We start from the raw sequence: 14,440 nt of genomic DNA, 5'->3' as shown, positions 1-14,440 counted from the left end.
ACGGCCGGGGCGGGCGGCCCGCCGAGCGGGGCGGCAGCGGAGGAGCGCCTACTGCGAGGTAGGCTTGCCCACTGGCGGACCGCACTTCGAGTGCGCCCCGAGCGTCAAGACAGCACTGAAACTGGATTGACCGGGTATGCCGCCGGCTGAACAATCTGTTCAGGGGTTCTCAACTGAGAAACTTATTCGCAGTCTCACCGACCGCCAGCCGGATCGAGAGGAATCATCGTGTCCCAAGATCGCACCGAAGCGCTCATCAGCCTGTCCAAACGCCGCGGCTTCGTCTTCCCCAGTTCGGAGATTTACGGAGGCACCCGCTCTGCTTGGGACTACGGCCCGCTCGGTGTCGAGCTGAAGGAGAACATCCGCCGCGAGTGGTGGAACGCGATGGTCCGCGAGCGCGACGACGTGGTCGGCCTCGACTCCGCCGTGGTCCTCAACCCGCAGGTGTGGGTCGCCAGCGGCCACATCGAGGAGTTCACCGACCCGCTCACCGAGTGCCAGTCGTGCCACAAGCGCTTCCGCGCCGACCACCTCGTGGAGGCGTACGAGGAGAAGCACGGCACCGCCCCCGAGAACGGCCTGGCCGACCTCGCGTGCCCGCACTGCGGCGCCCGCGGCTCCTTCACCGAGCCGCGCATGTTCAACGGCCTCATGAAGACCTTCCTCGGCGCCACCGAGGACTCCGAGAACGTGCACTACCTGCGTCCCGAGACCGCGCAGGGCATCTTCGTGAACTTCACGAACGTCATGACCTCCTCGCGGCGCAAGCCCCCGTTCGGCATCGCCCAGACCGGCAAGTCGTTCCGCAACGAGATCACGCCGGGCAACTTCATCTTCCGCACCCGCGAGTTCGAGCAGATGGAGATGGAGTTCTTCGTCGAGCCGGGCACGGACGAGGAGTGGCACGAGTACTGGCTCCAGCAGCGCTGGGACTGGTACGTCGACCTGGGCCTGAAGGTCGAGAACCTGCGCCGCTACGAGCACCCGCAGGAGAAGCTCTCCCACTACTCCAAGCGCACCGTCGACATCGAGTACCGGTTCAACTTCGCCGGCAGCGAGTTCGGCGAGCTCGAGGGCGTGGCCAACCGGACCGACTTCGACCTGTCGACCCACTCGAAGCACTCGGGCGCGGACCTGTCGTACTTCGACCAGGCCAAGGGCGAGCGCTGGACCCCGTACGTCATCGAGCCCGCGGCGGGCCTGACCCGCTCGGTGCTGGCCTTCCTCCTGGAGGCCTACGACGTCGACGAGGCCCCGAACACCAAGGGCGGCGTGGACAAGCGCACGGTGCTCCGCTTCGACCCGCGCCTGGCGCCGGTCAAGGCCGCGGTGCTGCCGCTGAGCCGCAACGAGGACCTGTCGCCGAAGGCGAAGGACCTGGCGGCGCGGCTGCGCAAGCGCTGGAACGTCGACTTCGACGACGCGGGCGCGATCGGGCGCCGCTACCGCCGCGCCGACGAGATCGGCACGCCGTACTGCATCACCGTCGACTTCGACACCCTCGAAGACCAGGCCGTGACGATCCGCGACCGCGACACGATGCAGCAGCAGCGCGTCGCGATCGACCAGGTCGAGCAGTTCCTCCTCGAAAGGCTGTAAGCCTGGAAGGCTGAACTGTTCTGAAACTGAACTGCTCTGAGACTGAAGAGCTCTGAGACAGAACAGCTCTAAAACTGAACAGCTCTGCGACCACCGGGCGGCTTCGCCCGGGTCAGGCGCTGGGGCCGACCTCGAACCGATCGGGGTCGGCCCCTTCCGGTATCCAGGCCGTGGGGATGTCGACGTGCTGGAGCGTGCGTCCCGCCTCCACGGGCAGGTAGCTCGCGGACCAGCCGTCGTGGAACCGGCTGAACGGCTCGGCGCCCGCCGGTATCCCGCCGAGGAGCCGGCCTTCGCCGTCGCGGAACAGGACCGAGATCTGGACGTCGGTCGCCTCGACCGCGTCCACCTGGTACCGCAGCCGGTAGCCGTCGGGACTGAGCAGCGGCTCGGTCTCCAGGAGCGTCACCTCCGGCAGCGTCGGCGCCGCCACCATGCCCTCGCCGAAGCCACCGGTGGTGCTGTACAGAAAGGACGGTTCGATCGCCTTCAGCTCGAACCTCTCCACCGGGAGCTCGCCGCCGCCGGAGGCGACGAAGCCGATGTTCATGCTGGTCTCGGGCGGGATCGTGCCGATGTAGAAATCCTCGATGCGGACCGGGTCGCCGCGCTCGCTCTCGGCGGTGAGCGACAGCGCCCCGGCGCTCAGGTCCCGGTCGTACGGGTTGCGCACCACGGCGCCGATGATGAGCCGTTCCAGGTCGTTGACCACGACCTTGCTGATGCCGAACTCGACGATCTCGAGCGCGACCTCCTCCTCGGTGTACCCGGTGTCGTACTGGACCTCCGGTGAGTTCGAGGGGCGCTCGTCGACCTCCGCCGCGGCCTGTTCCGACGGCGGGCTGAACTCCAGGGCGACGACGAGTGCCACGACCGCCACGGCGAGCGCGACCGCGAACGGCAGCCGCGGCATCGGCTCGGCGCGCCGGTGGACACGGGTCGCCATGCGCCGCAACGCCTGCGCGCCGTCCTTGATCCGACCGGTCGCGCCGCTCCTCCGCCCGACCGCGCCGCCGATCCATCGGGTCGCGCGGCTCCTCCGCCCGACCGCGCGGCTCTTTCGTCCGGTCGCGCCGCTCCTTTTCCACCTGGTCGAAGGCATCGCAGTCCAACCTGAGAACGCTACACTTTGGTGGTCAACGGTAGCAGTCCGACGGCTGGAGACAAGGTGTCCGGAGCCCCCGCACCGGATCGATGGGACGCCGAGATCTCGATCGACCTCGGTGCCGTCGACGCGTTCCCGGACCCCGGTGAACCGCCGCCCCCGACGCCGCGCCGCCCCTGGCTCGGCCTCCCGCCCGGTCGCGAGAACGTCCTGCTCGCCTACGCCGCCATAGTGATCACGCTGGTGGCCGCGGCCGTGGCCCTGGTGAAGGTCTCCCCGCTCAGCCGGCCGCTCGCCGAGAAGACCGTCGCCGCATACCTGGAGGCCGTCCACGACGGCGACGTGGACGCGGCCATGTCCTATACGAACCTCGACGAACCCGTCGGCGATTTCATGGTGCCCGAGGCCCTGGACGACTCCTGGCGCATCGTCAAGGTCGCGCAGGTCGAGTACTCCGAGAACCGGGTCGCCGGCGCCGCCGTCGCCCTGGTGTACGCCGAGATCGAGGCCGAGGACGGCACCCGGGCCGGCTACCGCTACCGGGTCGGGCTCGAGAACGGCCGGGCCGAGATCGAGAACGCGCTCATGACGGCGGACGCCTACGCGGCCTTCGACCATCTCGCCATCAACGGCGTCACCGTCCCGGTCGACCGCGAAACGGGTTTCGTGGAGGTCATGCTGCTGCCCGGCGTCTACCGGTTCTACCCCGACCTGCCGTCCACATTGGAACCCGACACCGAACCTCGGATCTTGGCGCTCGGAACCCAGTTCACCATGTTCGGCGAGGAGTACGCCGACCCCTGGCTGCCGGTCCCCTGGATGCACGCGACGGAGGAGGGCCAGGCGGCCGTCGAGGCGGCGCTGCGCGCGCACTTCGACGGGTGCGCGGCCGAGCCCTCGCTCGAGCTCTGCCCGTTCACGCTCCCGGCCGACCCGGACCGCGACGTGGCGCTCGCTCCCGGCGGGGCCTGGGAGATCACGGCCTACCCGCAGGTGCAGGTCCAGTGGTGGTGGTACGAGGAGGGGGAGGGCTTCACGGTCGTGGCGACCGTGCCCGGCGAGGCCCGCGCGCAGGTGGTGATCGTCGAGGGCGGGCAGGCCCGCCTGGCGACGGTGAGCTGTCCCATCTGGACCGACGGCTTGACCGCGGACCTCGACTTCGAGGGCGGCGTCACGATCGGCGAGGGCCCGGACGGCGTGGACGAGCAGTGCCGCTCGCTGGTGGAGGTCGGCTGAAGCACGCCCCGGAGCCCGGGGAGTCGCAGCTTCGGACCGCTAGTCGCCGTGGATGACGCAGTCGCAGTCGATCCAGGCTCGGGCGTCGCCCGGCTCGACGTGCGTGATGGAGTAGTGGGCCCGGCTCTCCGACGTCCACAGGGACGCGGGGCTGGCGGGCACGTCGGCCGCGACCTCGGCGGGCTCACTCGCTTCGGACGGGGCGGTCTCCAATTGCTGGACCATCGCTGTCATAACTCCCTTTTCGCTCATGGAGTTCAACGCACGAGACGCTCTCATGGTTCGGGATTGAGAGTAGTCTCACAGCGCACTCGCAAGGCCCAGATTAGCGTCCCCCTGCGACGCGCACATAACGGTTTCATGCCAAAGGGTCGCAGGGGGACGCAGGTCAGGCGCGTTCTCTGCCCGATTTGAGTGAGGCTCCTACCAGGACGCTTTACGCACACCGGGCAATTCGCCCCGATGCGCCATCTCCCTGAGTCGGATACGCGACAGTCCGAATTTTCGGTTGAAACCACGCGCGCGGCCGTCCACGGCGTCCCGGTTGCGCAGCCGCGAGGGGGAGGAGTCGCGCGGCAGCCGCTGGAGCCGCCGCACCGCCTCCGCGCGCGCCCCGGGATCGGTGTCCGGATGCGCGATGAGCCGCTTGAGCTCGGCCCGGCGCCCCCGGTACCGCTCCACGAGGACCACGCGCCGCGCCTGCTTGGCGATCGCACTCTGCTTAGCCATCAGCGCTCCTCCCTGCTGGGCTCATGATCCAAGATCGTCACTAGCGCTCCTCCCTGAACTCGACGTGCCTGCGCACGATCGGGTCGTACTTGCGCAGGACCATCCGGTCCGGGTCGTTGCGCCGGTTCTTCCTGGTCACGTACGTGAACCCGGTGCCCGCGGTCGACCGCAGCCTCACCACCGGCCTGATGTCAGTGCTCTTGGCGGCCATCTCAGACTCGCTTCCCTTCCGCTCGCATCCGCGCCACGACGGCCTCGACGCCGTCGCGGTCGATGATCTTGATCCCCTTGGCCGACACCCGCAACCGCACGTGCCGACCCTCACTCGCCAGGTAGTACCGCTTGCTCTGCAAGTTCACGTTCCACCGCCGCCGGGTCTTCTTCTTGGACCACGGCACGTTGTTGCCGAAGCCCGGCCCGGCGCCGGTCACCTCGCATGTTCTGGACACGGTCGTCCCCCTCTCCTGAACGCAAGTATAATGACAATCGTTTTCAAATAGATCGGAGGTCTCATGTCCCGACTCGCCAAGCCCGACGCGCCGCGGTCCCCGGCACCTGAACCGTTCAACGACGCGCGCCCAGCGGTGACGATCCTGACCGGGTTCGCGCCCGAAGCCACCCGCGAGGCCGCCGAGCAGCTCACCCGCGCCGACCCGAGCCTCCTCGTCGTCGCCCACGACCTCACCGCACTCCTGGTCGACGGCACCGTGCACCGCACCGTCCACGACGGCACCGGCCTCATCGAGGACGAGCGGCTCGCCCTCGAACACGGCTGCATCGCCTGCACCGTCCGCGAAGACCTCCTCCCGGCCCTCGTGCGCCTCGCCCGCACCCGGCCCGAGAGCGACATCGCCCTGGTCCTGCCGCCCTCGATGGAACCCGAGACCGTCGCCGCGGCCTGCTCCTGGTGCCACGTCGACGGCGCGCCCGTCACCGACGCGCTGCGCATCGACTCCGTCGTGGCCGTCTGCGACCCCGCGACGCTCCTGGAGACCCTCGACTCCGACGAGGACCTCGCCGACCGCAGCCTCCAGGCCGCCGACGACGACAACCGCTCGGTCGCCGACGTCGCCGCCCGCCAGATCGAGTACGCCGACACCGTCCTGCTCTGGGCCCCGCGCACCGAGCCCGCCTACGAGCAGGCCCGCCTCGCCGTACTGCTCCAGCGCCTCAACCCCTGGGCCAGGCACCTCGTCGTGAACCTCGAAGCGCCGCTCTCGGCGAAGCCGACCGACCCCTCGCAGGACTCAGCGAAACCGCCTGCGAGCGGCGAGACCGCGCAGTGGCTCTCGGCCAGGCTCCGCCGCAGCGGCGGCTTCGACCCCGACGCGCCCGAACCGTACGGCCGCGGCCTGGAGGGCTACGCCGTCGGCTGCCACGAGCCCGAACCCGACTGCGGCGTCGTCGCCGCCGTCTACCGGGCCCGCCGGCCCTTCCACCCCGAGCGGTTCCACCAGGCCCTCCCCGCGATCGCGGGCCGCACCCTGCGCGGGCGCGGCCACCTGTGGCTCGCCGCCCAGCCCGACCACATCGCCTGCTGGGAGTCCAGCGGCGGCGGGGTCTCGATGGGGGACCTGGGGCGCTGGCTCGACGCGACCCCCGACGAGGAGTGGGACGAGTCCAGCCCCGAGCGGCGCGTCAACGCCGACCTGAACTGGGACGGCGAGTTCGGCGACCGCGAGATCAACCTGGCGTTCGTCGGCCTGCACTTCGCGGCCGACGAGCTCGCCGCCGTACTCGACTCGTGCCTGCTCACCGACGCCGAGGTCGCCGAGGGCCGGGCCGCGTGGAGGGAATACCACGACCCGTTCGCGGGTTGTTTCGAGAGCAACGAGAGGAACCAGGAATGAAGCAAGGTATTCACCCGGACTATCACCACGTGGTCTTTCGCGACCGCGGGGCCGACTTCGCCTTCCTCACCCGGTCCACGGTCACCTCGGCCGAGACTGTGGAGTGGGAGGACGGTCGGACCTACCCGGTGATCGACGTCCAGATCTCCTCGGCCTCGCACCCGTTCTGGACCGGCAAGAGCCGCGTCCTGGACGACGAGGGCCGAGTCGCCAAGTTCTACAAGAAGTACGGCAAGGCCCCCAAGGAGGGCTAGCCGCCGCGAACGAAGGGGGCCTCCCGGCACCGGAGGCCCCCTTTTCCACGCCTCCGGCCACTGCCCGCTGGAGCGGACCGCTCAGCCGCCCGAGGAGTCGATCTCGGCGCCCTCGGGCACCGTGCAGTCGTCGCGGTCGTCCAGCCAGCCCTCCGGGAGGGTCACCTTGCCGGGGCTGTTGGTGCGCCCGCGCGGCTTGCCGATGGTCGACTCGGGGAACGGCGCCTCGGCGTCGAGCTTGCCGAGCAGGTCCTCCAGCTCGTTCAGGGACGCGACCATGGAGAGCGAGCGGCGCAGCTCGCCGCCGACCGGGAACCCCTTGAGGTACCAGGCGACGTGCTTGCGGAACTCGCGGCAGCCGTGCTCCTCGGCGGCGATGTTGCGGCGCGCCTCGTAGGTCTCGGCCCCCGCGATCCACTCGACCAGGAGCGCCGCATGGCGCTGCATGACCCGGGCGACCTCGCCCAGCGTCGGCATGCGGCGCTCGGTGCGGCCGTCGAAGGCCGCTTCCAGGTCGCCGAAGAGCCACGGGCGCCCCAGGCACCCGCGGCCGACCACGACGCCGTCGCAGCCCGTCTCATCGACCATGCGCAGGGCGTCGTCGGCCTCCCAGACGTCGCCGTTGCCGAGCACCGGGATGTCCAAGCGGTCCTTGAGGTTCGCGATGGCCTCCCAGTCGGCGGTGCCGGAGTAGCGCTCGGCGGCGGTGCGCCCGTGGAGCGCGACCCACGCGACCCCGGCGTCCTGGGCGATCTCGCCGGCATCGAGGTAGGTGAGGTGGTCGTCGTCGATGCCCTTGCGCATCTTGACGGTGACCGGGACGTCCCCCGCGGCCTCGACCGCGGCGGTGACGATCTCGCGGAACAGGCGGCGCTTCCAGGGGAGCGCGGAGCCGCCGCCGCGGCGGGTGACCTTGGGGACCGGGCAGCCGAAGTTCATGTCGATGTGGTCGGCGAGGTCCTCGTCCACGACCATCTGGACGGCCTTGCGCATCCCCGCCGGGTCGACGCCGTAGAGCTGGAGGCTGCGGGTCTCCTCCTCGGGGTCGAACTCGATGAGGCGCATGGTCTTGGGGTTGCGCTCGGTGAGCGCGACGGTGGTGATCATCTCGCACACGTAGATGCCGGCCCCCTGCTCGCGGCAGAGTTTGCGGAAGGGCAGGTTCGTGATCCCGGCCATGGGCGCCAGGACGACGGGCGGGGACACGGGCTTCCCCGCGAGCGAGAGCGGTTGCGCCTTTTCTACGGATGCCACCGGTCGATTATCCCAGTGGAGCCCGGCGCCGCCAAAGCCCGCCGCAGTGACACCGGCCGCGCGGCCGAAGGCCGCGGGCGGCGGACCACTCGTCCGGGTGACATGGGCGCTGCCCGGGCCGGTTTTTGTCGCACCCGCGCGGGAAGGTTGCGGCTACCTTTCCCCCGGGTGGGTGGGGGTTGGGGACGGTACACGGCCCCGAACACCCCGCCCGCCCTTCCACGCGACGAGAGGGCCGCCCGGCACTGCCGGGCGGCCCTCTCCTTCGTCTGCGTTGTTCCCCTGAGCCGTTCCGATCGCAGCGTTCCCGATCCGAGTGCTCCTCTGCGCCGTTCTACTCCAGGTCGACCGTGACCGAGGCGCCCCACGGCTTGCCCGCCACCGCGTACGCGCCGGTGTACGAGAAGCCCTCGCCTCCCACGGTCGCGCCGCCCGGGATCGTCGCCGCCCCGTCGAGGTACGCGTGCAGCATCTGGCCCTCGAAGTCCGAGACCAGCACCACCGCCGCGCTCCCGTCGTAGTTCTTCACGTTCAGCGCCGGCGTCTCCGAAGCGCACAGCGGGTCGGTCAGCCGCGAGTCCGCCAGTTCCTTGGAGACCTCGCCGCCCGAGACCCAGCTGATCGTCGCGTCGCCGCGGCTCGTGGCGATGAACGCCCCGCTCTGCGCGCCCACGACCAGGCAGGTCGGGTTCGCGCCGACCTCGGTCGCCGCCGTCTCCGCCAGTTCGCCGTCCAGCTCGTGCACGACGCCGTCGCTGGTCGCCACGGCCGAGGCGCCCTCGGTCGCGGCCACGTCGGCGACGCCGCCGTCGAAGGCGACCGCGTCGCCCGCGGTCGCGTCGAACGCGAACTCCGCGCCGTCGTAGTACTGCGCCGCCAGGCCGCCCAGGGTCGAGGCGAGGTCCACGACCGCGACCTCGCTCGAGCTCAGGTCGCCCACGATCGCGTAACCGGCGGTCGCGACGGTGTCCTGATGGGCCCCGTCCTCGACCGTGCCGCGTTCCAGCGCGAGCGTTCCGCCCGAGTTCGACCACGCGTCGACCGAGGTCGGCGCGCTGAACGGCAGTTCGACCGTGCCGACGACCGCCGCGCTCGCGAAGTGCCCGGGGTTCGGCAGGCCGGGGTAGGGCTCCGACCAGCTCGAGGAGTAGGAGCCGCTCTTGTCGCCCATGGCGACGACCACGAGCGCACCGGTCTGCGACTCGGGGTGCCACGTGGTCACGAGCGCCAGTTCGTTGCCGTCGGTGAGCGCCACGTCCGTGGGGACCTGGCCGTCCGGCAGCTGCAGGCAGGTGCCGCCCTGGGCGCCGCTGATGCCCGCGGTCGCGATGATCCCCGAAGAGAAGGCGATCACCGAGTGGGCGCTGACCTCGGCGCTCTGCTCGGGGCGCGCGAGGGCCACCGGCCTGCCGAGGTCGCCGAGCCCGGCGAGGCAGTCGGCGGTCGCGCCCTCCTGGAGTTCGAGTTCGGGGGCGCCGTCCTCGGAGAACCGGCCTCCCGCGCGGGGCGCGAGGCCGATGAGGTCGTCGGTGCTCTCGACCGCGGTGACGTGGTCGATCCCGGTCAGGCCCGATTCGTCGGTGAGGTATCCGAGCTGGCCCTGGACGCTCCGGTCGGCGTCGCCGAGGAGCGGTTCGGTCGCGAGGGCGTCGCCGCCCGCGGCCGGGACCTCTTCGGCGCCGCTGCCCTCGCCCGCGTCGCCGTAGCGCCACGAGAACCATTCGGCGGTGCCCGCGGCGGCGGCGAGTTCGCCGTAGCGCTCGGCGTTCAGCGCTTCGTCGGCGCCGGGGGTCTCGCTCGAGGAGTCCCCGTCGGAGTCGTTCTGGCTCGGCTCGCTCGGTGGGTCGGCGCCGAGCATGAGGACGATGCCGATGATGAGGCCCAGCGTGATGAGCCCGCCGATGCCGTAGATGGCGTAGCGGACGCCCACGTGCGTCGGCGGTGAGACGCGGACTTCGCGCGCGGGCTCGGGCGCCGCCTCAGGTGCGGCGGTCTCCTCGCTGCGCCGCTGCGCCGGGACCGTCTCGGTGGCCGTGGCCTCCGGGCCGGTGATGGTCTCGCGCTGCAGCGGGTCCCCATAGGACTGCTCGCCGTAGTTCGACGGCGGGGGCGGCGGCACCTCGGCCTGGAACTGCTGGTCGCCGTACTGGCCGGGCCCGAACTGCCCGCCCGGCTGCTCCCCGTACGGGGTCTGCTGCTGCGGCGGGGGCCCGAACGGGTCGGGCTGCTGCTGTCCGGACTGGTACTCCTCGCGGGCCTGCTGGGCCTCCGCCTGGAGTCGCTCGGCCTGGTAGGGATCGGACTGGTAGAGGTCCTGGCCGCCGGAATCGCCGCGGTACTGGGCGTGCCCGTAGACGTCGGCCGCGTACGGGTCGGCGCGCAGCTCGGGGAACTCGAGGCTCTCGCCCTGCTGACCCGGCTGGCCCTGCTGACCCGGTTGGCCTTGCTGCGGCGGCTGGCCCTGCGGGCTCTGCGGCGGCGCGTTGAACGCGGGCCCCGATGCGGGCGCGCCGTAGGTCGCCGCGCCCTGGTCGGGGAAGTACGCCTGCTCAGGGGCCGCCTCGGGTGCGGGCTCGGCCGCCTGCGGCGGCGGGCCCTGACCGGTCCAGGGCGCCCCGCCCGCCAGTCCCCAGCCGGTGTGCGACTGCTGGGACATCCAATCCTGGCTCGACTTCGGCGGCCAGTCGGCGGACTCGCCCCACTCGCCGCCCTGCTGCGGGGCCTGATCCTGCGGACCAGGGCCCTGCGGGCCCGCGAACTGGGACCCGGGCGGGGGTCCCGCCTGCTGGGGGACCTCCGGGGCACCGCCGAGATCGGCGGCCCATTCGCTGCGCCGGGCCTCGGGATCGAGGCCGTACGGGTCGGCGGACCGCGCCGGGTCGTCGGACTGCGACGGGTAGCCGGGCTGACCCGGGAAACCGGGCTGCGCCGGGTTGCCGTGCTGCGCCGGATTGCCGTGCTGGGCGGACTCGCCGTAGACGCCGGGGTCGGGGGCCGGAGGTTGGAAGAGGTCGGATGCCGGCTCGTCTTCCGGCGTGGCGGAAGGCAAGTGACCCACCCCGCGCGCGGTGATGCGGGGCGGATTCGTGGGTCTGGCCGCGGGCTCGCTGGTCGGAGGCCAGGAGGGCGGCTGCTCGGGCGATGGGTCCGGCATGATAGGCGACTCTAGCTGATTGGACCGCGCAACCGTGAGGCGTGGTCGGGAAAGGTGCTAACGGGGATCATGGTACAGCGGCGCTGCCTGCGCGACTCCGCTCGGCGCCAAGCGATCCCGCGTGTCGAAAACAGAAGGTGACGGCCGCGACCCCGCTCCCTCACACCGGCGGCGTCTGCGAGCGGGGTGTCACACCGACCGGGCAGAATGGTGTCTGCAGTGAGAAGAGGTGAACAGTGGCGGGGCGAATCCGGGACGCCGATATCCAGCTGGTGCGCGAGCGCGTGGACATCGCCGAGGTCATCGGCGAGCGCGTCACCCTGCGCAACGCCGGAGGCGGGAACCTCAAGGGGCTGTGCCCCTTCCACGACGAACGCTCGCCGAGTCTCAACGTCACCCCCGCCCGTGGCGTGTACCACTGCTTCGGCTGCGGGGTCGGCGGCGACGCCATCACCTTCCTCACCGAGGCCGACGGCCTCAGCTTCGTGGAGGCGGTCGAGCGCCTGGCCGCCCGCGCGGGCCTCAAACTCACCTATGAGGACATCGACGGCCGCGTCCAGCGCGGCCCCTCGGGCCAGCCGGGCCTCAAGCAGCGCCTCCTCGACGCCCACACCGCGGCCGCCGCGTTCTACACCGACAAGCTCCTCTCGCCAGAGGCGATCACCGCCCGCCAGTTCCTGACCGCGCGCGGCTTCGACCGCGACGCGGCGGCGACCTTCGGCTGCGGCTACGCCCCCGACGGATGGGACGCCCTCGCGAAGCACCTGCGCGCCAAGGGTTTCACCGCCGAGGAACTGACCCAGGCCGGGCTCGCGAAGCCCTCCCGCTCGGGAAGCCTCATCGACCGGTTCCGCCGCCGCCTGCTGTGGCCCATCCGCGACTCGTCGGGCTCGGTCATCGGCTTCGGCGCCCGCAAGCTCTTCGACGACGACCAGGGGCCCAAGTACCTCAACACCCCCGAGACGCCCCTGTACAAGAAGTCGCAGGTGCTGTACGGGATCGACCTGGCGCGCAAGGACATCGCCAAGTCCGGCCGCGTCGTGATCGTCGAGGGCTACACCGACGTGATGGCCTGCCACCTGGCCGGCGTCCCGGTCGCGGTCGCGACCTGCGGCACCGCGTTCGGCCCCGAGCACATCCGCATCCTGCGGCGCTTCCTGTTCGACTCCGAATCCGCCGACGGGCGCATCATCTTCACCTTCGACGGCGACGAGGCCGGCCAGCGGGCCGCGCTCAAGGCCTTCGACGAGGAGCAGCGCTTCGTCTCCCAGACCTACATCGCCGTCACCCCCGGCGGCCAGGACCCGTGCGAGCTGCGCCAGAGCGCCGGCGACGCGGCGGTGCGCGAGCTCATCGAGCGGCACACGCCGCTGGTGCAGTTCGCGATCGAGCGCGCGATCGCCAAGCACGACTTGGACACCGCCGAGGGCCGCCTGCACGCGACGCGCGCGATCGCGCCGATGCTGGCCCGCGTGAAGGACCGCGGCCTCGTCGAGGAGTACCTGGGCGTGTACGCCGGGCGGCTCGGCAAGGACAAGGCCGAACTGCGCCGCGCGGTGCAGGGGGCCGCGAGCGGACAGCAGATGGAGGCCCCGGCCGGGCCCAAGCGCGAGCAGCGCACCGACTCGACCCAGCTGCGGGCCCAGCGCGAGCTGCTGAAGGTGGCGCTCCAGCAGCCCCAGATCGCCGGTCCGTACTTCGACGCGGTGGACGCCACGCCGTACACCGATCCGAACTACCGGGCCGTCCGCGAGGCCGTGGGCGCCGCGGGCGGCGCTGCGAAGGCCGCCGCGGGCCCCAACTGGATCGCCGCGGTGCAGTCGGCGTGCACGGAGATCGCCGCGGGCGCGCTGGTCTCCGAGCTGGCGGTGGAGGAGCTGCGACTCGCGGGCGAGCCCGATGCGGTCTACGTGCGGACCATCCTGGCGCGCATCCAGATCCCGGTGGTCGAGGCCGAGCTCGCCGACATCAAGCGGCGCCTCCAGCGGATCAACCCCAGCACCGACAAGGACGAGTACATGGGCCTGTTCGGTCAGCTCATGGGCTTCGAGCAGCACGTGCGGTCCCTGCGGGACCAGGCCGCGAACGCCGTCGAATAGGGCGAATCCACCTGCTCGTTCGCGATTCCCGCCGCTGTTCCGCCGGTCCAGCGCCTGGTGGCGGCGCCGTCCTTCGACCACACTGGAAGGTGTGCCCGGGCTGATCCAGCCCGGCACCTCTCTTGTGAAGGACTCCCATGACCTTTCCCGCCCCCGCGGACCCGCAGCGCCCCGACGAGGATCGGTCGCCGTACTCGTCCGAGCCGCTGCCTCCGTCGGCGCAGCCGCCCGGCGTGAGCCGTGAGCGGTCGAAGACGATCAGTGTCCTCGCGATGGTCGTCGGCACGGCGGCGCTGCTGCTCGGCCTCATCCCGGACGTCGGGATCTACATCGGCGGCCTGGCCGGGATCGCCGCGATCGTGCTCGGCGTCATCGGGATCGTCAAGTCGCACTGGATCGTGTCGATCATCGGCATCGTGTTGGCGCTGGCGGGGTCGATGCTGTCGTTCGCGATCACCGACGCGGTCGAGGACCGCGCCCAGGACCGCGCTGAGCAACTCGAGGCCGAGGCCCGAACCGTCCCCGAAGTCCTCGATGCCGCCCCGGTGGTCGACGGCGTCTTCGAGTTCACCGCAGGCTCGCTGCAGCAGGGCCTCACCGAGTTCGGGAACACGAGTTTGACGAAGCAGGCGGCGGGCGAATTCGTGGTCGTCGACCTGACGGTGGAGAACATCGGAGACGAGGGCCGGATCTTCTCCGACAGCCTTCAACTGCTGTACGACACCGACGGGAACGAGTACTCCGCCAGCTCGAGTGTCGGAATGTACCTGGACGGCAACGACTTCTGGCTCGTCGCGGTCAACCCGGGCGACCAGATCGAGGGCAAGATCGTCTTCGACGTGCCGGTCGGGACGGAACTGGCGACGCTGAGACTGCACGAATCCACCGACTCCCCGGGAGTCGAAGTCTCCCTCCAGTAGCGGAAGTTCACGCGATTCGGACTGGTGGGGGTCGCGGTTCCTGCGGCGGCGACGAAGAGGCGGGTTCTCCTTCGGGAGGGCTCTGCGGCTGCCTGCGAAGTCGGGGTCGGGCTTCAGGCGGGCGGCGACTGAGGCGGGCACTCTTTCCCGGTGGCACTCCGGCCCGCTGGTCCTGTCGGGTCGGGGTTCGGGCTGGCGGCGACAAAGGGTTGACGGGGGACTGCGGTCGGTTCTCGT

13 protein-coding genes are annotated in these 14,440 nt (G+C 71.0%); 6 read left to right on the top strand and 7 right to left on the bottom strand.

Going from position 1 to position 14,440, the window contains the following annotated elements; genetic code table 11:
* The first annotated feature begins 228 nt into the window (after positions 1-228).
* Positions 229-1,602, top strand: coding sequence for a glycine--tRNA ligase (locus BLQ63_RS26410; RefSeq protein WP_091040535.1), 1,374 nt, complete (start codon positions 229-231; stop codon positions 1,600-1,602).
* A 112-nt stretch (positions 1,603-1,714) separates the two neighbouring features.
* Here the strand turns inward: BLQ63_RS26410 and BLQ63_RS26405 are convergent, their stop codons facing one another.
* Complete coding sequence (locus tag BLQ63_RS26405) at positions 1,715-2,548, bottom strand: hypothetical protein (protein WP_091040534.1); 834 nt, start codon at positions 2,546-2,548, stop codon at positions 1,715-1,717.
* Between the two features lie 222 nt (positions 2,549-2,770).
* On the opposite strand from BLQ63_RS26405, the gene BLQ63_RS26400 reads away from it, so the two are divergent.
* Positions 2,771-3,943: a hypothetical protein gene (locus tag BLQ63_RS26400; protein ID WP_091040533.1), complete on the top strand. Its 1,173-nt coding sequence runs from the start codon at positions 2,771-2,773 to the stop codon at positions 3,941-3,943.
* A 39-nt stretch (positions 3,944-3,982) separates the two neighbouring features.
* Here BLQ63_RS26400 and BLQ63_RS26395 read toward each other — a convergent pair whose 3' ends face one another.
* The 4 genes from BLQ63_RS26395 to rpmB all read right to left on the bottom strand — a co-directional run bounded on the left by BLQ63_RS26395 (position 3,983) and on the right by rpmB (position 5,121).
* Positions 3,983-4,177: a hypothetical protein gene (locus tag BLQ63_RS26395; RefSeq protein ID WP_091040532.1), complete on the bottom strand. Its 195-nt coding sequence runs from the start codon at positions 4,175-4,177 to the stop codon at positions 3,983-3,985.
* Positions 4,178-4,366: 189 nt separating this feature from the next.
* The gene (gene rpsN / locus BLQ63_RS26390; protein ID WP_091040531.1) at positions 4,367-4,672 is read right to left on the bottom strand and encodes a 30S ribosomal protein S14; all 306 of its coding nucleotides are present in this window, start codon (positions 4,670-4,672) and stop codon (positions 4,367-4,369) included.
* Between the two features lie 40 nt (positions 4,673-4,712).
* Positions 4,713-4,883 (bottom strand): 50S ribosomal protein L33, encoded by a 171-nt coding sequence (gene rpmG / locus BLQ63_RS26385; protein WP_091040530.1) that lies wholly within the window; start codon positions 4,881-4,883, stop codon positions 4,713-4,715.
* Position 4,884: 1 nt separating this feature from the next.
* The gene (rpmB, locus tag BLQ63_RS26380) at positions 4,885-5,121 is read right to left on the bottom strand and encodes a 50S ribosomal protein L28 (RefSeq protein ID WP_091040529.1); all 237 of its coding nucleotides are present in this window, start codon (positions 5,119-5,121) and stop codon (positions 4,885-4,887) included.
* A gap of 63 nt (positions 5,122-5,184) precedes the next feature.
* Here rpmB and BLQ63_RS26375 point away from each other — a divergent pair, with 63 nt between their 5' ends.
* Together BLQ63_RS26375 and BLQ63_RS26370 are read left to right on the top strand one after the other, a co-directional pair.
* Complete coding sequence (locus BLQ63_RS26375) at positions 5,185-6,522, top strand: CobW family GTP-binding protein (protein ID WP_091040528.1); 1,338 nt, start codon at positions 5,185-5,187, stop codon at positions 6,520-6,522.
* Positions 6,519-6,776, top strand: a complete 258-nt coding sequence (locus BLQ63_RS26370; protein ID WP_091040527.1) for a type B 50S ribosomal protein L31 — start codon at positions 6,519-6,521, stop codon at positions 6,774-6,776. Before BLQ63_RS26375 ends, BLQ63_RS26370 begins: the two co-directional genes overlap by 4 nt.
* Positions 6,777-6,857: 81 nt before the next feature.
* Here the strand turns inward: BLQ63_RS26370 and dusB are convergent, their stop codons facing one another.
* Positions 6,858-8,030: a tRNA dihydrouridine synthase DusB gene (gene dusB / locus BLQ63_RS26365; RefSeq protein WP_091040526.1), complete on the bottom strand. Its 1,173-nt coding sequence runs from the start codon at positions 8,028-8,030 to the stop codon at positions 6,858-6,860.
* Positions 8,031-8,364: 334 nt separating this feature from the next.
* Positions 8,365-11,079, bottom strand: a complete 2,715-nt coding sequence (locus tag BLQ63_RS26360; protein ID WP_091040525.1) for a chromosomal replication initiator protein DnaA — start codon at positions 11,077-11,079, stop codon at positions 8,365-8,367.
* 341 nt (positions 11,080-11,420) lie between these two features.
* Between BLQ63_RS26360 and dnaG the strand changes: the two genes are divergently transcribed.
* Positions 11,421-13,283, top strand: coding sequence for a DNA primase (gene dnaG / locus BLQ63_RS26355; protein WP_091040524.1), 1,863 nt, complete (start codon positions 11,421-11,423; stop codon positions 13,281-13,283).
* Between the two features lie 137 nt (positions 13,284-13,420).
* Complete coding sequence (locus BLQ63_RS26350) at positions 13,421-14,203, top strand: DUF4352 domain-containing protein (protein WP_091040523.1); 783 nt, start codon at positions 13,421-13,423, stop codon at positions 14,201-14,203.
* Positions 14,204-14,440 lie beyond the last annotated feature (237 nt).

The sequence above is a fragment of the Glycomyces harbinensis genome (assembly GCF_900101745.1).
Taxonomy (GTDB): Bacteria; Actinomycetota; Actinomycetes; order Mycobacteriales; family Micromonosporaceae; genus Glycomyces; species Glycomyces harbinensis.
This window is presented reverse-complemented; position numbering and strand designations above follow the sequence as displayed.

What these genes read in the sequence shown, in the direction of transcription:
- BLQ63_RS26395 (WP_091040532.1), bottom strand. Translation starts at nt 4,177, where the DNA reads ATGACAGCGATGGTCCAGCAATTGGAGACCGCCCCGTCCGAAGCGAGT.
- BLQ63_RS26350 (WP_091040523.1), top strand. Translation starts at nt 13,421, where the DNA reads ATGACCTTTCCCGCCCCCGCGGACCCGCAGCGCCCCGACGAGGATCGG.
- BLQ63_RS26370 (WP_091040527.1), top strand. Translation starts at nt 6,519, where the DNA reads ATGAAGCAAGGTATTCACCCGGACTATCACCACGTGGTCTTTCGCGAC.
- rpmG (WP_091040530.1), bottom strand. Translation starts at nt 4,883, where the DNA reads ATGGCCGCCAAGAGCACTGACATCAGGCCGGTGGTGAGGCTGCGGTCG.
- rpsN (WP_091040531.1), bottom strand. Translation starts at nt 4,672, where the DNA reads ATGGCTAAGCAGAGTGCGATCGCCAAGCAGGCGCGGCGCGTGGTCCTC.
- BLQ63_RS26375 (WP_091040528.1), top strand. Translation starts at nt 5,185, where the DNA reads ATGTCCCGACTCGCCAAGCCCGACGCGCCGCGGTCCCCGGCACCTGAA.
- BLQ63_RS26405 (WP_091040534.1), bottom strand. Translation starts at nt 2,548, where the DNA reads ATGGCGACCCGTGTCCACCGGCGCGCCGAGCCGATGCCGCGGCTGCCG.